The sequence below is a fragment of the Paenibacillus kribbensis genome, assembly GCF_002240415.1.
In the GTDB taxonomy this organism is placed as follows: domain Bacteria; phylum Bacillota; class Bacilli; order Paenibacillales; family Paenibacillaceae; genus Paenibacillus; species Paenibacillus kribbensis.
Window position 1 is genome coordinate 4,557,154 of the sequence record NZ_CP020028.1, and the last position, 19,883, is coordinate 4,577,036.

Annotated in this window: 20 protein-coding genes; 9 read left to right on the top strand and 11 right to left on the bottom strand. The window is 45.8% G+C overall.

Features of this window, described 5'->3' with window-relative positions:
* Nucleotides 1-176: 176 nt before the first annotated feature.
* Together B4V02_RS20270 and B4V02_RS20275 are read left to right on the top strand one after the other, a co-directional pair.
* Nucleotides 177-1,223, top strand: coding sequence for an NADH:flavin oxidoreductase/NADH oxidase (locus tag B4V02_RS20270; RefSeq protein ID WP_094156156.1), 1,047 nt, complete (start codon nt 177-179; stop codon nt 1,221-1,223).
* A 276-nt stretch (nt 1,224-1,499) separates the two neighbouring features.
* A complete protein-coding gene (locus B4V02_RS20275) occupies nt 1,500-1,913 on the top strand; it encodes a MarR family winged helix-turn-helix transcriptional regulator (RefSeq protein ID WP_010346642.1) in 414 nt (137 codons plus the stop codon).
* A gap of 312 nt (nt 1,914-2,225) precedes the next feature.
* On the opposite strand, the gene B4V02_RS20280 is transcribed toward B4V02_RS20275, so the two are convergent.
* Complete coding sequence (locus B4V02_RS20280) at nt 2,226-2,426, bottom strand: helix-turn-helix domain-containing protein (RefSeq protein WP_094157050.1); 201 nt, start codon at nt 2,424-2,426, stop codon at nt 2,226-2,228.
* 293 nt (nt 2,427-2,719) lie between these two features.
* Between B4V02_RS20280 and B4V02_RS20285 the strand changes: the two genes are divergently transcribed.
* Both B4V02_RS20285 and map read left to right on the top strand, forming a co-directional pair.
* Nucleotides 2,720-3,016 (top strand): DUF6809 family protein, encoded by a 297-nt coding sequence (locus B4V02_RS20285; protein ID WP_425270776.1) that lies wholly within the window; start codon nt 2,720-2,722, stop codon nt 3,014-3,016.
* A gap of 125 nt (nt 3,017-3,141) precedes the next feature.
* Nucleotides 3,142-3,888, top strand: coding sequence for a type I methionyl aminopeptidase (gene map, locus B4V02_RS20290; protein ID WP_094156158.1), 747 nt, complete (start codon nt 3,142-3,144; stop codon nt 3,886-3,888).
* A gap of 283 nt (nt 3,889-4,171) precedes the next feature.
* Here map and B4V02_RS20295 read toward each other — a convergent pair whose 3' ends face one another.
* Genes B4V02_RS20295 through B4V02_RS20305 form a run of 3 tightly spaced genes read right to left on the bottom strand, consistent with a single transcriptional unit; the run spans nt 4,172 to nt 6,387 of the window.
* Entirely contained in the window at nt 4,172-4,924 is a 753-nt protein-coding gene (locus tag B4V02_RS20295; RefSeq protein WP_094156159.1) for an amino acid ABC transporter ATP-binding protein, read from the bottom strand.
* Nucleotides 4,925-4,939: 15 nt separating this feature from the next.
* Nucleotides 4,940-5,599 carry an amino acid ABC transporter permease gene (locus tag B4V02_RS20300; protein WP_094156160.1) on the bottom strand — a complete coding sequence of 220 codons (660 nt, stop codon included), beginning with the start codon at nt 5,597-5,599 and terminating at the stop codon, nt 4,940-4,942.
* A 20-nt stretch (nt 5,600-5,619) separates the two neighbouring features.
* On the bottom strand, nt 5,620-6,387 hold the full coding sequence (locus B4V02_RS20305; protein WP_007428999.1) for an amino acid ABC transporter substrate-binding protein: 768 nt from the start codon (nt 6,385-6,387) through the stop codon (nt 5,620-5,622).
* A gap of 329 nt (nt 6,388-6,716) precedes the next feature.
* Here B4V02_RS20305 and B4V02_RS20310 point away from each other — a divergent pair, with 329 nt between their 5' ends.
* The 5 genes from B4V02_RS20310 to B4V02_RS20330 all read left to right on the top strand — a co-directional run bounded on the left by B4V02_RS20310 (nt 6,717) and on the right by B4V02_RS20330 (nt 12,379).
* A complete protein-coding gene (locus B4V02_RS20310; RefSeq protein WP_094156161.1) occupies nt 6,717-7,643 on the top strand; it encodes an ABC transporter permease in 927 nt (308 codons plus the stop codon).
* Nucleotide 7,644: 1 nt separating this feature from the next.
* Nucleotides 7,645-8,595 (top strand): ABC transporter permease, encoded by a 951-nt coding sequence (locus B4V02_RS20315; RefSeq protein WP_094156162.1) that lies wholly within the window; start codon nt 7,645-7,647, stop codon nt 8,593-8,595.
* Between the two features lie 211 nt (nt 8,596-8,806).
* Complete coding sequence (locus tag B4V02_RS20320; protein ID WP_094156163.1) at nt 8,807-10,450, top strand: peptide ABC transporter substrate-binding protein; 1,644 nt, start codon at nt 8,807-8,809, stop codon at nt 10,448-10,450.
* Nucleotides 10,450-10,830: a DUF3899 domain-containing protein gene (locus B4V02_RS20325; RefSeq protein WP_094156164.1), complete on the top strand. Its 381-nt coding sequence runs from the start codon at nt 10,450-10,452 to the stop codon at nt 10,828-10,830. The genes B4V02_RS20320 and B4V02_RS20325 overlap by 1 nt, the downstream gene beginning before the upstream one ends.
* Before the next feature lie 418 nt (nt 10,831-11,248).
* Nucleotides 11,249-12,379 (top strand): Fic family protein, encoded by a 1,131-nt coding sequence (locus tag B4V02_RS20330; protein ID WP_094156165.1) that lies wholly within the window; start codon nt 11,249-11,251, stop codon nt 12,377-12,379.
* 150 nt (nt 12,380-12,529) lie between these two features.
* Here B4V02_RS20330 and B4V02_RS20335 read toward each other — a convergent pair whose 3' ends face one another.
* The 7 genes from B4V02_RS20335 to B4V02_RS20365 all read right to left on the bottom strand — a co-directional run bounded on the left by B4V02_RS20335 (nt 12,530) and on the right by B4V02_RS20365 (nt 19,858).
* Nucleotides 12,530-13,075, bottom strand: a complete 546-nt coding sequence (locus tag B4V02_RS20335; protein WP_094156166.1) for a hypothetical protein — start codon at nt 13,073-13,075, stop codon at nt 12,530-12,532.
* 474 nt (nt 13,076-13,549) lie between these two features.
* The gene (locus B4V02_RS20340) at nt 13,550-14,650 is read right to left on the bottom strand and encodes a toxic anion resistance protein (protein WP_094156167.1); all 1,101 of its coding nucleotides are present in this window, start codon (nt 14,648-14,650) and stop codon (nt 13,550-13,552) included.
* A gap of 98 nt (nt 14,651-14,748) precedes the next feature.
* A complete protein-coding gene (locus B4V02_RS20345) occupies nt 14,749-15,429 on the bottom strand; it encodes a hypothetical protein (protein ID WP_094156168.1) in 681 nt (226 codons plus the stop codon).
* Nucleotides 15,430-15,487: 58 nt separating this feature from the next.
* On the bottom strand, nt 15,488-16,519 hold the full coding sequence (locus tag B4V02_RS20350) for an ATP-grasp domain-containing protein (RefSeq protein WP_094156169.1): 1,032 nt from the start codon (nt 16,517-16,519) through the stop codon (nt 15,488-15,490).
* Between the two features lie 17 nt (nt 16,520-16,536).
* A complete protein-coding gene (locus B4V02_RS20355) occupies nt 16,537-17,373 on the bottom strand; it encodes an HAD family hydrolase (RefSeq protein ID WP_094156170.1) in 837 nt (278 codons plus the stop codon).
* A complete protein-coding gene (locus B4V02_RS20360) occupies nt 17,370-18,521 on the bottom strand; it encodes a cysteine protease StiP family protein (RefSeq protein ID WP_094156171.1) in 1,152 nt (383 codons plus the stop codon). Before B4V02_RS20360 ends, B4V02_RS20355 begins: the two co-directional genes overlap by 4 nt.
* On the bottom strand, nt 18,518-19,858 hold the full coding sequence (locus tag B4V02_RS20365) for a phosphoribosyltransferase family protein (protein ID WP_094157052.1): 1,341 nt from the start codon (nt 19,856-19,858) through the stop codon (nt 18,518-18,520). Before B4V02_RS20365 ends, B4V02_RS20360 begins: the two co-directional genes overlap by 4 nt.
* Between the last annotated feature and the right edge of the window lie 25 nt (nt 19,859-19,883).

Sequence of the window (19,883 nt, forward strand, 5' to 3'; positions counted from 1 at the left end):
TGGCAGCATAGTTTAATTTGGCCTATGTTAAGACCGAATCTGAAATAGATTTCGGTTCTTTTCTGATGCAAAACAGGAGTTCAAGAATCTTCCAATTATCGACTAATTGACAAAGATAAAATTCGAGCAATATAATTTGCATGTGCATACAAATTATTTTTTGAGGAGGTTTCTATATGAATAGTTTATCTACACCATTCAAACTTAAAGATCTAGAACTCAAAAATCGAATTGTCATGGCTCCGATGTGTCAATTTTCTGTTGACCTCAAAGACGGCGTACCGAATGATTGGCATTTTGTGCATTACGCTTCCAGAGCTGTTGGTGGGACAGGATTAATTATTGTAGAGATGACAGGAGTAAACCCTGACGGACGAATAACGGATGGGGATCTCGGTTTGTGGTCCGATGAACAGATTCCAGCCTATCAACGTCTCGTTTCTGAAGTCCAAAAGCATGGAGCTAAGATAGGCATACAAATTGGGCATGCTGGCAGAAAAGCAGAGGATGCAATTGAACCTGTAGGGCCATCTGCTGTTCAAGGTGGGGCGCTTCCTGAAGAGTCAAAATACGGAGAATTGAAACTTCCTCGGGCCTTAACGATTGAAGAGATTGATCGAGTAGTTAGTCAATTTAAGGACGCAGCCAGACGTGCAGTAGAAGCAGGGTTTGATACCATCGAACTTCATGGAGCACATGGATATTTGCTTCATCAGTTTATGTCACCAAGTATTAATCTCAGGGAAGATGCTTATGGCAAAGACTTATCTAAATTTGGTGTTGAGGTCATCCAAGCTGTGAAAAGCGTCATTCCTAAGCATATGCCATTGATCATGAGACTCTCTGCAATTGAATACATCGATGGTGGGTACGACATTGAACATGCCCTGAAAATGGGAGAGAAATTTAAAGAAGCAGGTGTAGACATTTTCCATATTTCCAGCGGAGGTGAAGGGATACCAGGAAAATTGAAGCCCTTAAACACGCCAGGTTATCAGGTACCCTTTGCAAGAATTTTTAAAGATCGACTTGGCCTTCCTGTTATTGCTGTTGGGAAACTTGATAATGCTTCACTCGCTCAAGCAACCCTTGCAAATGAAGATGCAGATCTTGTCGCAGTGGCGAGAGGAATGTTGAATGATCCCTATTGGGCATTACATGCAATCAAGGCGACAACAGACAAAGTAGAACCTCCCCTTCAATATGCAAGAGGAATTCGTTAAGGATAGTCTTGTTTGAAACTATGTGCATGCGATTTAGAAAAATACGGAAACTAATGAAATATTTATCAAAGTGGATGTTACAGGTATGACAAACATTACACGAGGAATGACCATATTGGAGTAACAGTACCAGATATTGAAGAAGCTACAGTTTTCTTTAAAAAGGCTTTAATGGCTAATCTGGTGGTAAAGAGATGATCTTTTGACATCAGCTTAAGTTAAGGCAATACTATATGTGAAGATGAAACAACATATAGTATTGAAAGGACGATAAACTTGAGTGAATCAGAATTTCTGATTAATGACTGGGTCAATTTTTCTAAATACCATGATCGGATCAATAATGCTTTAAACCATATACTTCAGGAAAGATACCAATTCAGCTTGAAAGAGTTTTATTTGCTTATGTTTCTTTATCAATCCGAAGACAAAAAACTTCGTCTATCCACTGCATCAAACATGATTGGTTTAAGCCAAAGTGCTCTTTCTCGTCTGATCATCAGACTGGAAAACCATGCATTTCAACCTGTAGAACGAGTTGTGTATGAAGAAGATAAGAGAGGTTTTTACGTCGTTCTGACTACACGTGGGGAGAAATTTACTACCAATATAATTACGGAAGTTAGTTCTGTTTTAGAGGCTTCTATGTCTGAAAAGGACAAGACTAATATTCGATTATTCACGTCTTAAACAAGGTTTGCGGCTTATCTTATACCTATCTAGGATGCAACATCGAAGTAATCGATTCATATCATTGTTAAACTAACGGATACGATAGTTAAAATATTACAGCGGCAACTTAAGACTATATTTCTAGTCTAAGTGTGCCGCTGTGTCTCTATTCCCTTTGGGAAATACGTCAAAAATCAGTCTGAGTGAGTTTTTGGTAAATATGCAAAAACTCTCAATTGGAACAGCAGATTCTCCTAAATTCGTTTTATTAAAGTTAAATATTTTCCAATGAAGCATATAACAAATATTAAAATAAAGCTCCTGTGGTCATCAAAGAGCTTTATTTGGCATGCTATTCTTTTTGCCTGTACAACGTTCAGTATTATCTGTCTGACCAAGAATAAAGTCGATACTCACCTTGTGGAAATCTGCCAATTTGATTAAGACAACACTTGGAACGTCCAGGTTCCCATTTTCATATCGAGAGTAGGTCGTTTGTGAGATATTTAAGAAGTCAGCACCAAGTTGAATAAGAACGGAGTGGACGGAATGGTGCTGTACAAGCGATAGCGTTCGCCTTTGTGCCCGGATTTCAACCTTCTTAGCTTGATTAAGAAATCCGGGCGCAACAGCGATGGGAAGCACCATCCGACCGCGTAGTGGCACCTTATGTACATTTCTAACTCAGCTTGTATACTAAAAAAAGTTTTATGCGAATAACGCATAAATATCAATATGTAGCTTCCATATGTAGTAAACTTTGTTTGGGTGATAGATTTACGTGAGGACAAGAACTTAACACAACAGTATTCATAGGGGGCTTGATGAAAATGATTTTGGAGGATCTGTATTATGGGAATTGGCGTCCTAGTGAACAAATAAAGTCAACCGACCCTGAGTCTCAAAAAGTGAATCAAAAAATAAGCGAATATATGGAGATGCTGAAAAATAAATTACCAGCAGTCGATTTTGAGCAAATTGAAGTCATGTTTGATTTATTAAGCGAGTCAACTTCCCTGCACTCCGCAGCAGCGTTCATCCACGGGTACCGAACGGGGGTAATGACGATGATTGAAGTATTTAGCGGGGAAAAAGAATTGGTTGCTGGTAATAAACCATAAGAAAGATGATGGAGAAATTTAAAAATAATTCAAATCTCGATGCTTCATTAAGCTAAACGGGCAGAATAATGGAATATCCAATATTGTGTTATAATAAATCAATCTGGAAATATGGAGGAGCCTTTATGACAATAGGATCACAAAACGATATTGATGGTCTGAAGGAAATTGGCAAAATCGTTGCATTAACGATTAGTGAAATGAAACGTCACGCACGTGTCGGAATTACGACAAAGGAATTGGATGATATTGGAGGACAGTTTTTGAAAAGGCATGGGGCTGTGCCAGCACCTAAGACAACTTACAATTTCCCTGGCAACACTTGTATTAGTGTTAACCACGACGTTGCCCACGGAATACCGGGAAATCGAATCATTCAACCGGGCGATTTAGTAAACATCGATGTTTCGGCAGAATTGGGAGGCTATTATGCGGATGCGGGACATTCTTTTCTGATACCTCCATACGAGCCATCATTAATGCGTCTGTGCCAATATACACACAATACAATGATGAAAGTAATCTCTTCACTTAAGCATGGAGTAAAATTGAACGAAATCGGAAGGATTATTGAAATCGAGGCTAAAAAAGGCGGCTATAATGTCATTAAGAATCTGTGTAGCCACGGTATTGGAAAATCTCTGCACGAGACCCCACAAGATATTCTACCCGTTTATAATAAGCACGATAAACGGGTATTGAAAGAGGGTTTGGTCATTACAATTGAGCCCTTTTTATCTACAGGTGCAGGGTATGCCGTTGAGCGAGCGGACGGATGGACTTTATGTGTACCCGACAATAGCTTTGTGGCACAACATGAGCACACCATTATCATTACAAAGAATCAACCAATTATCGTGACTGCAGTATAGAGCATCAGAATGAATCCGTGCTAACGGAGCACGTAAGTTCAATAAACAGCGACAGTCTAGGACTTTATTTTCTCGTCCTTGGCTGTCGCTGTTTCAATTTCTAGGCTCAGTCTAATACTTTATTTTCTGCTGACAACAGCGTCACCCCTCTTGGGTAGCTTCACCGTGTCTTCATCCTGAGCGCGGCAGGGTAAGCTGGATGGTAGGAAGGGCGGAGCGTTCGGAAGAACAATCTGCACGCGTAGCGCCTCCCCAACACACCCCCAAACAAGCAAATATGCTTTTAAGCCTCCACCCGATTCAAAAATGTCTTTGTCCGCTCCAGCTGCGGATTGCCAAAAATCTGCTCTGGTGTACCAGATTCTGCAATTTCTCCGTTGTCCATAAAAATGACGCGATCCGCCACATCTCGCGCAAAATTCATCTCGTGGGTCACGATGACCATCGTCATATGCTCCTCAGCCAGCTTTTTGATGACCCGCAGCACCTCACCTGTCAGCTCGGGGTCAAGGGCCGAGGTCGGCTCGTCGAACAGCAAAATGTCGGGATTCATCATCATTGCCCGGGCAATTGCCACCCGTTGCTTCTGTCCCCCCGACAATCGTGACGGATACTCATCGGCTTTATCCGCCAAGCCGACTTTAGCCAACAGTTCAGCGCTTTGGCGGCGCAGCTCGGCCTTGCTTATCTTTTTGACCAGCTTCGGAGCGAGCTCCAGATTATCCTGCACTGTCAAATGAGGAAACAGATTAAAATGCTGGAACACCATGCCCATCCCGGTGGTAATGCTCTTAATATCGCCTGCCGGGGCGTACTGACCATTTTGCACCAGTGCTTTATCATGAATACGGATCGTCCCGCCCGTCACATCCTCCAGATGCACCAGGCTGCGCAGCATGGTACTTTTGCCTGAACCTGATGGACCGATGACGGCTACAACCTCGCCCGCCTTAACGTTAAAGCTCACTCTTTTCAGAACGTCGAGCTTGCCGAACGATTTTTTCAAATCGGTTACTTCTATTGCGTTAGTGTTCATATCCCGACATTCCTTTTACTCAAATTTAAAACGTTTTTCCAGCGCCCTGAAGAATAGCGTCAGCACCAAAGCTAACAACAAATAAATAATCGCCGCTACAACATAAGGCACAATCGTAAAATCACGGTTTACAGCCGTATTCGCAAAATGCAACAGCTCCGGTACCGCCACCGCATACAGCAGCGCCGTATCCTTCACCAGCGTTGTCGCCTCATTGGTGACCGCAGGTAAAGCAATTCGCACCATTTGCGGCACTATGACTCTGATCAACGTCTGTGATTTGCTCAGGCCCAGCACCTGCGAAGCCTCATATTGACCTTTATCAATCGACAGCATCCCGCCTCGGAAAATTTCAGCAAAATAAGCCGCATAATTCAGCACAAATGCCAGCACCGCAGCCGTTGTCCGATCCAGTACCAGATACTCCCCAATGACAGGCAACATCGGCAGACCAAAACAAAAGAACAATAATTGCAGCAAAAGCGGCGTGCCGCGTATAACATAAATGTACGTATGCATCAGCCAGGCAATAGGCTTAATCCGGCTTTTCGCCAGCAACGTAACGATAAAACCCAGCGGAATAGACAAAATGAGCGTGATGAAAAATAAAATAACCGTCATCTGCGCCCCTTCAAGCATAGGCTTCATAATTCGCAAAATATATTCCATACTCATGACCTTCGACTCCTAAACCCTTAGTTCAATACTTTATCTTCACCGAACCATTTTTTCGAAATTTCAGCCGCCTTTCCATTTTTGTGCAGCTCATCCAGAGCGGATTGCAGCTGCGTCAACAGCTCTTCATTCCCTTTTTTCACACCGATGCCGTATTCCTCAGGAGCCAGCGATTCATCAAGCAGCTTATACGTGCCTTGTTCCTTGGACATATAATACTTGGCAACAACCTCATCAATGACAACCGCATCCAGACGTCCTGTTTTCAGGTCCGTCAAAGCGAGAACGTTATCCGGGAACTCGGATACTTGCTTCAATTTGCTTTTGATCGGGTTTGCGTCCAGTGCATCAGCTGCCGAGGACAACGTTTGAAGACCCACGGTTTTGCCCGCCAGATCGGCCAGCTTGGTAATACTGGAAGCAGCCGGAACGACAATGACCTGGCTATTTTTCAGATATGGCTTCGTGAACAGCACTTTTTGCTTGCGCTCATCGGTAATGGTGTATCCATTCCAGATCAGATCAATACGTCCGCTATTCAGCTCAGATTCTTTGGAAGACCAGTCAATCGGCTGAAATTCCACCTGTTTGCCCATCTGTTCCCCAGCCGCCTTCGCGTAGTCTATATCAAAGCCGGTCAATTCGTTATTTTCATCTCTAAAGCCCATCGGCGCAAATTTATCGTCAATTCCAATAATCAACTTGCTGCTATCCTTACCACCGGAACATCCGGCCAGCACGATCATAATCAATCCAATCATCATCGTAAACATGGCTGCTTTTCTCATCTTTTTCCCCTCCAACAATGGTGACCCCCGTATCCAAAAACAGGCGGCAAACGCTTTAGTTCGTTAACACGTTATCAGAGTATCATCATAACATACCGCAAGATACTCGTCGAGAGGAATAAGCGGAATGTTAGCCTTATAAAAATGGAAAACCTGTGACGAAAATTTGACCAATGTTCTATAATGTAAAACCTTACCTTGACATGTCACCTTATCCGTTTTATCATTTCCTAGTATTCTTATATACATTTGTTTATTTTAAAATACTGCATCCGCAGTAAAAAAATCAGTAAGGAAATCAGCAAGAAAGACAGGAGAAATAAAGCCCCATGTACATTTTAAAACGTCTTTTTACGATGCTTGTTACGTTGTGGATTATCGTCACTTTAACGTTCATCATCATGCACATCATTCCGGGTGATCCGTTCTCGAACGATTCCAAAACCATTCCAGAAGCGGTGCTGCAAAATATGCGCGCCAGGTACAATCTGGACAAGCCGCTCGCAGTGCAGTATGTGCTGTATCTCAAAAATCTGCTGGTGCTGGATATGGGCCCATCTATTCAGTCGAAAACGACGGACGTCAATATGCTCATTGCCAGAGGTTTTCCACCTTCTGCACTCCTCGGTATTCAATCCATCGTGGTTGCGATTATTGCGGGCATTTCGCTCGGAACGCTGGCTGCCTTGCATCATAATCGACCACTGGATTATATCTCGATGTTTATCGCGATTATTGGTATTTCCGTGCCCAGCTTCATTTTGGCGCCGCTGTTGATCAAATATGTCGCCGTCAAATGGCACCTGCTTCCAGTCGCCTCATGGGGCACCTGGCAGCATACCGTGCTTCCGTCGCTGGCTCTCGCCGTTTCACCTCTTGCCGTTATCGCCCGTTTTATGCGGACGAGCATGCTGGAAGTCATGCACCAGGAGTACATACGTACCGCCAAAGCGAAGGGGCTTTCCTCTTGGGCTGTTGTCATTCGTCACGGATTGCGCAATGCGTTGATCCCCGTGCTGTCCTTTATCGGACCGCTATTTGCTTCCGTCATTACAGGAACCTTTGTCGTTGAGAAAATATTCGCCATTCCCGGCATCGGTAAATATTTTGTAGACAGCATCTTTAACCGGGATTACCCGGTCATTATGGGTACGACCATTTTCTACAGTGCGATTCTGGTCGTTACGTTATTTCTAATTGATATATCCTATCGTCTTGTCGATCCAAGAATCAAATTAGTCAGCAAAGGAGATTAACATGAAAGCAGCACCTACCGTCGAAAGGGACAGCCTGTTCAGTCCCGTAGACCGCAGCCAGATGTCCGTCCCCACGTGGACCAGACCCCAAGAATCACCTTGGCGGAATCGGCTTCGCAGACTTCTCAACAATAAGCTTTCCCTGCTGGGACTTTCCTTGCTGATCATCATCATAGCGCTAGCGATTTGCGGCCCTTCCATGGTTCCTTATGCGCCCAGCGACCAGTCTTTATTGAAGACAAACCTGCCTCCTTCCGGGGAGCACTGGTTTGGCACGGATGATCTGGGACGTGATGTGTGGGCACGGACATGGGCCGGGGCCAGAATTTCACTCATGATCGGCTTTGCCGCTGCCGCCATTGATTTGGTGCTGGGCATTCTCGTGGGCTGTGTTGCCGGCTATTGTGCGGGACACGGTAAAACGGGCGACCGGATCGACAGCATTCTGATGCGTATTATTGAAGTTTTATACAGCATCCCTTATCTGCTGATCATCATCTTGCTGCTCGTCATTATGAAGCCGGGACTGCTCACGATGATTATTGCTTTGTCCATTACCGGATGGGTCGGGATGGCGCGTGTGGTTCGCGGACAAATTTTGCAGCTCAAGCAGCAGGAATATGTGCTGGCTGCCCGTAGCTTGGGGACGTCTCATTCGCGCATTATTTTCAGGCATTTGCTGCCAAATGCAGCGGCCATTATTATCGTGAACCTGACGTTCACCATTCCATCGGCTATTTTTGCCGAATCGTTCCTCAGTTTTCTTGGTCTGGGGATTCAGTCTCCTTCCGCCAGCTGGGGGACGATGGCTAACGATTCACTTGGCGTTATTTTAAGTGGTCAATGGTGGCGCCTATTCTTTCCGGGGTTGATGATCTCGCTCACCATGCTGGCGTTCAATACGCTTGGAGACGGGCTTCAGGATGCGCTTGATCCGCGTTCGCAGCACTAGAAACAGGGATATACCAATGGACAAGGAGGGGTGTAACATGATCCGCTGTTTCTCGCCTGAGTGCAGAACAAACGGCAGTTCCTTTATGGAAGTGCGCACACGCGGCATACCTGCCGGAAGGGAGGAGGAATGAATCCCAAGAGAATACATCTTATTTTTTAGATAACTACCCCTTTTGCATAACTAATTATAGTAATGGAGGAAAACCACGATGAAAAAAATGCATTGGATGACTATCATCTTACTTTTGGCCGTAACGGCTTTGGCCGGATGCTCCGGTACTGCGGACAAAGCAGCCAGCAACGATCCGTCCGCTGCGTCTCAAGCAGATATCCCGCAAGAAATTACAGCCAATCTGGCAGGTGGCGAGCCTTACACGCTGGACCCTGCTTTCGCGTCCGATACAACGTCCTATTTTGTTATTGATAACTTGTACGAAGGGCTGTATACATACGACAAAGCCGGCAAAATCGTAGAAGGTGCTGCCAGCAAAGTTGACGTATCTCCTGACGGCAAAACATACACCTTCACCATCCGCGACGGTGCCAAATGGTCGAACGGCGACCCGCTGACAGCCAAGGACTTTGAATACTCCTGGAAGCGGGTACTGAATCCAAAAACAGCTGCCTACGATCCTTCCGCCCTGTACTACATCAAAGGAGCCGAAGCCTACAACACAGGCAAAGGTAAAATCGAAGACGTAGGTGTTACAGCCAAGGATGACAAAACCCTGGTGGTTGAGCTGAAATCACCGCTGAGCTTCTTCCCAACCATCGCCGTGGGTCATGCCTATCTGCCAGTCAACCAAGCCGTGGTTGAGAAAAGCGACAAATGGGCAGCAGAAGCGGGTACAATTGTCGGCAACGGCGCGTATGTAGCCAAGGACTGGAAGCATAATGAGCAAATTACGCTGACGAAAAACGATCAATATTGGAACAAGGACGCCATTACGATGGCAACCATCAACTTTAAAATGGTTCAAGACTCCACAACCTATTATCAAATGTACAAAACAGGCGATCTGGACCTGATTTTGAGCCTTCCAGTGGATACCTTGGATCAGGAAAAAGGCAATAAGGAATTCCTGTCACACCCATCTTTCAGTGTGTACACGTATTCTTTTAACGTAAAACAAAAGCCTTTTGACAATAAAAAAATCAGACAGGCCATCGCTTATGCGATTGACCGCGAAGCACTGGCGACCAGTGTCACCAAGGGTGGCGAAACTCCCGCTTACGGATACGTTCCATACGGAACAACAACGCCATCCGGCAAGGACTTCCGTGATGAAGCTCCGAAGAAATACTATGAATTCGACGCTGCGAAAGCGAAACAATTGCTGGCCGAAGGCCTGAAAGAAGAAGGTTTGACCAAGCTGCCACCGATCACCTTCAAGTACAACACATCGGACAAGCACAAAAAAGTAGCCGAAGCGATTCAGGAAATGCTGAAAACAAACCTGGGCGTTGAAGTCGCACTGGAAAATCAGGAATGGAAAACGTACATTGACACCTTTAAGCAAAAGAACTTCCAGATTGCCCGTATGGGCTGGGAAGGCAACTTCCTGGATCCACTCGGCGTATTGGGACATTATACTTCCAAAAATTCGAACAACTTTACCAACTGGAGCAATCCGGAGTATGACAAGCTGATTGAATCCTCAACCTATGAGCTTGATCCGGCCAAGCGCTTCGAGCAGCTTCATCAGGCGGAAGACGTATTGATGGAGGATCTGCCGATTATTCCGATCCAGTTCTCTGCGGACACAGCGTTAATCAGTCCTAAAATTCAAGGCATTGTGTTCGATGCTCGTTCGAACCCGGATCTGCGCTTTGCGAAACGGGTCGAAAAATAATGATTTTACGTTTCGGGATCACTGCTCTGATCGTCGGCACCTTGGGTTTTATGTACGCCTCACCCCAGCTCATGAATGGTCGTGAAGCGATGGCTACTGCCAACCTGCTATTCCTGTTGGGCTTGCTCGGCTTGGTGATCGGTGCGATCTTCCACGTCCTGCAAAGCGGCTTTCTCACCCTTTTCCTGCGGGGATTTGCCGACATCAGACAGCTGTTCATCCGCCAATCCAAGGCACTACAGGCGGAAAACGAACGCTTGCGTTCCGATGAAGCTCTATCGGCTTGGAAAATGTCCATGCTTCGCTACCTCAAGGTGTATACCTCGGGGTGCGGGGTGGGGCTTATGTTGTGCTCGCTGATTTTAATGGGAATAAGTTAGTTAGGGCGTATGAGAAGCTTTCTTGCGGTTGGTAGGCGCTGCGCGTGCAGATTGTTCTTCCGATCGCCACCGCCCTCGGATTTTTATTATTGTATAAAACCTGTAAAGGTTAAAATCCGAGGACAAAAGCGACCGCTCCGCTTCTCCAGAACAATTCTGCCCGCTCCGCTGGCAACCGCCGTAATGCTTCTATACGTTTTAGAGTAGGTGTAGTAGTTTGAAGTGGTAGTCCAAGGAAAATTTGGACTACATTTTTTCTAAAATACTAATAACTGAATAACAATAAAAGAGAGAGTTCCGCGAAGTTTATTCGTGGGGCTCTTTTTTATTGATTTTTCATTAAAATCACTAATCATTATTTCATTTGCGGTAATTTAGCGGTAAATGTGTTAAAATATAATTAAGAGGAGGGTTTATTATGTTTAAACCAAGATTTACTATTACGTCGTCAATGATTAATAACTTACTGAAAATAGAACGCTCCAGCGTAGTTGTAGAACAGCTTCCGCTTCCGGCAACGATTCTTGAGGAATTAAAAAAAGAAGCTCAAGAGGTTACTGTCCTTCTTTCAACCAAAATGGAAGGTAATACACTGGACAATGAAGCTAAGCGTAGGGTTCTTTATAAATCCAGTAAAAACGATGAGGAACAAGAAATTTATAACTTGATGAAGGCAATTGAATTTCTTGATGAGTCGGAGCAGCGTGAACTGCCTATTACCGAGGAATGGATTAAAAAACTACATGCTATCATCAAAGTAGTACATGGGCGGAGACCCAAGCTGAGCGAATACCGTAATGAACAAAACAAAGTGGGCGACCGCAATCAGACAGGCTTTTATCTCCCACCGGAGTCTCAAGATGTTCCTACTCTGATGGAAGACTTGATTGCATGGGTCAATTCACCACAGAATGTGAATTTAGCTGTTCCGATTCAAGCAGGAATAGCAATGTGGCAGTTTCTAACTATTCATCCGTACATGGATGGCAACGGACGAACCGCTCGTATGATCGCCACATACATTTTGCGTAGAGGGGGTTATGGTCTGAAAGGATTGTTTGTCTTAGAAAATTTCTATGATCGAAACCTAAATGATTATTACCGTGCATTGCAAATGAAGCTTTCCCATAATTATTATTTCGGTCGAAATGATGCAGATATAACCCTTTGGTTAGAATACTTTTTGAATGGATTAGCCGAAGTATACTCAGAAGCATCAGAAATTGTTCGACAAAAAAATAGCGAGATGCTCAGGGTAGAACCTGAACTGATCCGTAAACTGGACATACAGCAACGCTCGCTATTCCGTCAATTGGTATTTAAGCAAAACACCTCCTCTATAACTGAAATTTGTAGGCTATTGGACGCTGGTGAACGGACGGTAAGAGAAAAAATTAAAAGGTGGATTGAAGAAGGCTTCCTGGAACCAAAAGATCCGGAAGCGCAACGTATTCGTACTATCGTTCTTTCAACCCAATACGAAGAGCTTGCCGTCGATATTCGCAATGAACCAGAAAAATACCAGTATCTTTTGGGTATTGATGACTAAATGGACAGTAATCACCTTGCCTCACTATGCTTACACGAGAAAGATAACGAAAAAGAGACAGTCTGTGGGTTTGAACTGTGATCCGTAAGACGGAAACTTTGAAAAAAGTGACCTTCTCGCGGGTCACTTTATTGCCTTGTCTCCTCTACTCTACCATCTGCGTCGTTCGTCGCCTCTCAAGGGGAAGTCGCTCAAATCTCCAAGTTGGTCATGTGCAGCTTTGTAAATTCGGATGATAGCTTGTACCTTGTTAAAATCACTGTCTTCCGGACCGAATCCTTCCATATACATTTTTTGAATAATGTTTTGGAAAAAATCCATACGCTCGCGGATGAAATCCTGCTCGATTTGCAGCACCTCTTCAAAGCTGTGCGTCTCCGCAAATTCAGACAGCTCATCAGGCTCCTGTTCTTGATATCGCTCTCCTCTTATTTCCGGATTGAGATCAATGGAGGTACGCAGGGCCGACAATAAAATATTTTCCCGCGCCAGCATGACATGAAAATCCTTGTTCTTAAACAGTTCGGCAACGATCAGACGGCACATTTCCTTGTTTTGCAGCAGAATCCCGTCAAAAGGATGCAGCGTCCACACACCGTATTTAAAAAACAAATTGAAATTAAAGCTGCTGCTTCCATACTGATACACAATGTTGATTTTCGATTCGTCGATGATTTCAAATGAAAATTCCAGCATGCATTCTCCTTTTAGATTCCAATATTTAACTCTATCCTATCAGAAAATGCATGGTTTTCAATAAAAAATTTTATTTCACAGAATCATTTAATTCCATAATAGAATCGGCTTTTTCGCTGCTGGCAGCCACGAGTAAATAGACAATCACACACACCAGAATAAAGGACATCATACGCTCGTTCTCTCCTTTGTGATTCACTTTTTAAGAGTTTATGCACGAGAAGGCTATGTATGTTCATCATGTCCTTTATTGGCCACTGTCAAACCAAAAAAGACGCTTTCAGGGTCGCCCTGGCGTCTTTTCAATAGATTATATATAAGTTAAACTCGAAAAATACACATTAAAACGGAGTAGGCGGAATGGTGCTGTACAAGCGAAGCGGTGGCGATGGGAAGCACCATCCGACTGCGCAGTGGCACAATATGAAACTTTTAAGTTCAGCTTATATAGGGCTTTTATTTGCATTTGTAAAATCAGTTCAGAAACGAGCTTAGACCATCGGAGGAATCGTTATCCTTCAGTGTTGTGGACTGTTCTTTCCTTTCGATCCCTAGACGTTGGCTAAGGTTAGCGTTGATTGTCGTCATTTTGCTTGTATAATCCTGGCAGCTCTCAATAATTCGACGGTTGGATTTTTCCGACAGATCCAAAGCAGCTACCAAATCGCCAATCGCCTGATTCACAGCCTCCAGTGACATAGAAGGCTTGCTAAGTAAATCCGTCGTTCTCTCGGTCGTCGTTTTGAGAAGCTTGGCATTTTCCTTGAATTGGTCTTCAATGGTGCGATTGGTCGCATCGACGGCTGAAATGATTTTGTCCTGATCGGCCAGTGCCATCGCGATCATAGCCGATACGGTAATCAGATTTGATGTTTTATCAATCGCATTATTTACAGAGTCAATCAGCTTATCATTATTATCATTAATAATATCCGTTGCCGCTATCGCCTGATTATACAACAAAATCATTTCAGTCATCGACTGCGTGCGTGTAACCACCTTACGTAACCCCCGCTCCAGATGAGGCTTACGGTTTTCATTCCCCGGCTTGGCAATCTCCGTCTCGAACAGCTCTTTCAAGCGATTGCCAAAGGCAATCTTCGTCTGTAAATTGTAGATTTCTTCAATGGAAGCCCTTTTCAACTGCCTCATGCTGACAATGTTTTCTTCCAGATTGTCCTTGCCATCTCTCAAGGCAGTAATGATTTTCTCGATATTCGTCTTAACCGACTGATACTTGTAAATGTAGTTTTTCAGCGGACTCTTGCGTATAAGCTTGCCAAAAAAGCTCACATTTTTACTCTGCTGGAGCGCTTCACATTCGTCCCGCAGCTTTAAGATCATGTTCGATACCTCGGCCCGATCACCGGACATAAGATCATTCACCGGACGATCCAGCATTTTAAGAGTCTGTCCAGCACGCTCCTGCGTTTTCACTCCCAGCTTGCCGATGTCATCCATTAAGGTATCCAGGCTCATGACATCGCTGCGTGATACCTTCTGTATCAGCTGTGAAGCCTCCTCGGTCACCTTTTGTTCATCTTCTTTTTTCAATTCAGCCCATGGGGTCGCCATCATGCTACCTCCTATTCTGAATACAACTGTTACCCGAGGCTAATCGTTGTTATTCAGAGCAGCTATGCTGCTGATTTTTTATTTTCCTAAAAATGAGCTTACAATTCCGAACCGCTATACCGCTGATGAATCAGCTCGGCTTTGCTCTGTAATTCCATCAAATCCTTATGCTCCACCGTGGATACAATCACTGATATTTTGCTATCCACATCTCGCAATCCGTTTAATAATGTCCTCCGGTTGGTCCGCTTGGCTTCGCCGCTGAGCCGAAGGAACGGGTTAATCAGCCCATTCAGATCCTTTAAAATCAGCCTCCGAACCGTGTGGTTCATTTCGCTATTGTTTAATTCATGTAAAAGCGGAATCACCCGTTGCAAACGTGCAAACAGAGCCAGTGCCTTCTCGACAATTTCGTTATCAAGCGCATCCTTCTGTCCCTCGGAAATCACCATATCCTCCAGTACCTCCAGATACTCCATCACCTGAGCAAATTCACTGGAAATCGGGTCTGGTATATGTGGTTTTCCTGTTGTAGACTCCAATGGAGCAGAAGCTTTCTGAACTGGCTGCCCTGGATCAGCGGCCTGCTCCTGTACTATCGGAATCACGGAACCGGTCAGATTGGGACGAGGATGGCGGACAGACATAATGACGCTATATCCTCCTAGAGAAATGACCGGAATTGCCAAACATACAAACAAGGGCAACCAATAACTCAATAAAAGCGCAATCAGATAGCTGACCACAGCAATGGTGGTGCCCCACATTTTTGACGTCATAGCTTGTACCTCCTGACGTAAACCCTTACCATATTGTAGAAAATACACTCTACATGTGTCAATGTAAGGATTTACGTATGGTGATCGGCTGCTCGATATGACTGGCTAAAATGTCGTATTGCGGATAAAGTGGACCGACCTCGTTACCCAAGGCCGATTTCACTGCCAGATAAGGGAAATTGATGCCGGACAAGCATGATACATGGAGTCCTCCGGACATCCGCGGATTGATTTCCAGCAGCTTGGGGCGCTCGCCGTTATATTTTACCTGAATGTTATAATTGTACGGTATGTGATACGCGTCAGCGATCTTATGCGCTACATCCAGTAGTTCGGTATGCTGCTCCAGCAGCCGTAATCGCCCCCCTGCCTTCCTGCGCGGAACTGCTGCCAGCAGCTTCCCCTCCCGGTCAGCCAGGCAATCAATACTGTATTCGTATCCCTCCAGCAGTTCCATCACCATCAGGTTGGGGAACGATTCGGTGGATGACAACACATGATGTGCCTCCTCGAAGGAAATATGGTTCAGCGCATGGCCGAACAGCTCTTCCAGCGGGTTACGTTCGTTGTCGATGACACGAAAGCCCATTCCCCCTTCTGCATTACATGGCTTGAAGCATACCTTATGCCCGCGTGCTGCTAACGATTCATAAGCCTCTTTAAACTGCTCTGCATTGCTGGCAATAGCATAATCCGGAATCGCGACAATATCTTTTTGACGAATGGATTCATAAAATAAATCCTTTTCCATCAGCTGCTCCAGCAGTTCGGTATCCCGGCAGACAATCACCTTGGTTCCAATATCGTCGAACCAATGAATATGCTTGCTAATATCAAGCATATTCCAGCGTGGAATAAATACGTCAATTTCGTGGCGTCTGCAAAAATCGGCGCAAAAACGTACATACTCCACACCACTTGTGCATGGCTCCACTTCAGCTACATCACTGGCCTGCAGAGCCATATGCTCAGGATCTGAGTGGGTCGCATAGATCTCGAACGGAATACCATCCTCATTGTTACGAATAGCATTCATATAATGATACGCCACTGAAAACCAGCGGTTAAAATACACCTTGACCTTCTTCACAGCGCCACGTCCCCTATCTATTCTGAAAATGAAGCTCGAGCTGCAGACACACTCCGGTGTATTTCATAGACATACGCCATGATTTCGTCCGCTGCATAAGCACCCGACAGCTCCGTAAAGCGGTAATTGACCTCCAGCTCATCCCGCAGCTGTTCCCGGTATAGCTCACCATGGCGCGGAGCAATCGCATAGTTGGCATAGTCGAGCAGACAGCGGTCCAGCAAAGAATCGCCAGACGCCACAACAGGCCCGCCGTCTGTAAGGTGACGAATATGCTCCACGGCTGCCTGCTTATTCACGGCAGCAGGCACCAGATACACCTTTCGCCCCTGAATGGATACCTCCCAGCCCATTTCACGCATGATTCGTGCCTTCTCCAACACCTGCTCCAGCGGCATACGATCCCGTTCAATTACGAAAGCATAAAATAACTCGTCGCAGTAACTCTCACTTATAACCCAGTCCTCATGCAGCACCTGTCCGAACACTTGACGTGCTTCTTCCGCATGGGCACCCTCTCGGCGTACTTGTTCGTGAATACGCCGATTCCACTCTCGATCCACCTCGCCCCCGACGATGATGTTACCGCCATTGCTCGTCACGGCATAAGCTGGAACCAGCTCCGTTTGAAATACGGTGATCCGCGAATACTGTGCCATCGTGCGAGTCGTCACAGGCATAAACATGACATTTTCCGGCAGCGTCTTCAGCAGTTGGAGGGCCTGTGCTGAAATAAACGCCGCTGTTGCGCCGTCAATGTATTCCGCAGGCAACAGCCCCGCGGACTCCAACGGCACGCCAAGCGAACGTTTGGAATATATCAGCGTCTGATCCAGGTCGCTTGCATAAATCATCCTTGTCCCCCCTTGAGCGGCTTGATAATCCCGCAGCAGGAATACGTCAATCCCTCAAAAACCTCGACAGGTACGCCACGATCCTGTGCCAGCAGCATGATATGACGGAGATTCGGATTGTCTTCACGGTTGATCAGGATTTTCCACGGCACTCTGCGCAGCAACACACGGGTCGTCTCCCCCACACCGGGTTTGACCAGATTGATATCCCGGATACCAAAAGCCTTTTGAATGGACTCGATATCCCGCAAGCCCTGCCATGTCACCGCAGGTGGATTCAAGGTCATCTGTCCCGCATACGCAGCGGCAGTTGCAGCCACATCTTGAAAGTAACCCGCGACCGTATCTACAAACGTAATGGACTGATCCATCGACCGCCAGGATTCATAAAATTTGGCCCCATGAAAATCGTCCGGCCCTATCAGATCGTCGCGCAATACCGTCCGGCTCATCAGACCCGATACGGTCGAATTCAGACAAGCACTCGGGATCAAATAATCCTCCCGTGTACCGAAGGTATCTGAGCACCTCCCCGGGTCGGCCAGCACCGCCAGATCATCATTCAGGCGCAATCCGTAGTCCGCGTTCATCTCACGACAAGCCTCGATCAGTACCTGCCGAATTGCTCCTTTTCCCGTCCAGCCATCTACAAACTGAAGCTCAATATCCAGCCCATGCTGCTGTAAAATATACAAAATGGCATTCCGGTCGATGCCTTTGCCGCGAATAATGGAAATGCTGTAATGCGGCAAGGAAACGCCATACTTCCAGTCAATATAACGCTTGATCAGGATACCGATGGGCGTTCCCGCTCGGGCAAGCGAAACAATTGCCGTGTTCAGCCCCCTTTTTCTTACAATCATCTCAGCCACAGAAGCTGCGGCTAGCGCAACCTTTGCAGCAGATTGGGCAAGCGTTTCGTGAAACAGAGCAATATACTCTGCTGTAGGCTCATACTCCACTGGAAGCATTTCGGAATAATGGACGCCTGACTGAATCGCCTCTTCACGATCCTCCGTCCCTTTTTCCAACGCAACACGGCTCAAATCCTTCAATAAGAAAGTGACATCCGATGCAGGATAACTGCCTAACGGTTCGGGCGGATGAATGTTCTTCTGCTGTATTTGCTCAATAAGTGCTTGCTTCATATCCGCGCTCCTTTACTCTCCTGGCTAGTTAAACGGTTAAAATAAACTACATGTACTTTATCGCAGCCCAGGCCGATCAAAGCATCCAGCATAGGCTGCATTCGCTCTGGGCTCGACTCCCTTTCCAGCAAGACAAATATTTCATCATACTGACCGGGGTCTACATTATAAATAAAATTGCGTACTGTACTATCATCAGGTGAGGGATAGGTTACACCACAAGCTACGCCATACCCTTTTTCTCGATGGGGGTAAACCGGGCTGCGTGTCGTGGACTGATAAAATACATTCGGGCCTAACTCCGCTGCAATCCGCATGGGAATGTACATGAATTCACCCGTACCCATCACCAACGTGCGCTGCCCTGAACGAAGCTTATTCAATTGTTCAGCTGCACGCGTAATTTCTGCATTCAACGCCGCATTATCAGCGGATTGCAGGCCGAAACGGCCTGTATATTTCAAATAAGGCGCCGTATTAGTGTAACCGTCTGTTGAGATGGAGCTGTGCAGTATTCGCTCAAAACTGAAAGCATCCTTTTCAAAACAGTGGTCAATTATTCCAGAAGCCTCTGCCGTATCCTCGACCAAGCTAGCAGCAGCATGTTCGGTGTGTCTGACCTGCCCAGCGTATGCTGCGTGATCCAGCATGGGCACCCCCAGTAATTGGATTTCACCTTTGAGCAAGCTTAAAGTCGTAATCGTAATCCCCAGCTCTGTCTCCAGATCGGTGAAAGTTTGCTCATCGCTGTCTGTCCGCCAATCCAATAACGAAGCAATCACATATTGCTTCCTTGGGAAATGTGCCTGAATATCCCGAATGATATTAAGGGTTGTTTTACCTGTCGTCATTTCATCATCTACTAATACGATGGGGCCATCTCCGGCAAATGCATACTCATCCAGCGCATAGCAGCGATGATCAACAGCATGCGAATGCTCTTCTTCAAACCGAATGATCGGCAGAAGGTCCGGAATATCCTCACGCGTCGTATGAATATACGAAGCACCGTCTGCAAACACATGGTACATACTGTGTCCCAGTGCCGTAGCCGTCTCGGCAAAACCAACAAACTTGATGGGCTCGGCAAAAGTTAAACGCTCATTCATCAGCTTTCGATAGGCTTCCTCCGCATATTCCACGTTTAGAAGCCCTTTTACGGCTTCTCCAATAAGCTGATCCATCTGTGGTCCCGCCTGTGGGACAAGCTCCTTATACAGCAGGACCGCCAGCGCCGCACCGCCGAGCAGAGAGGTGTAAGGGTTCACTGGAATATGCTTGCCCAGCACCTTGCTGACAAACAAAAACGCACGCTTCTTGTTCACCCGCGCCGCCATTGCAAACAGCTTGTCCACAGGAAGG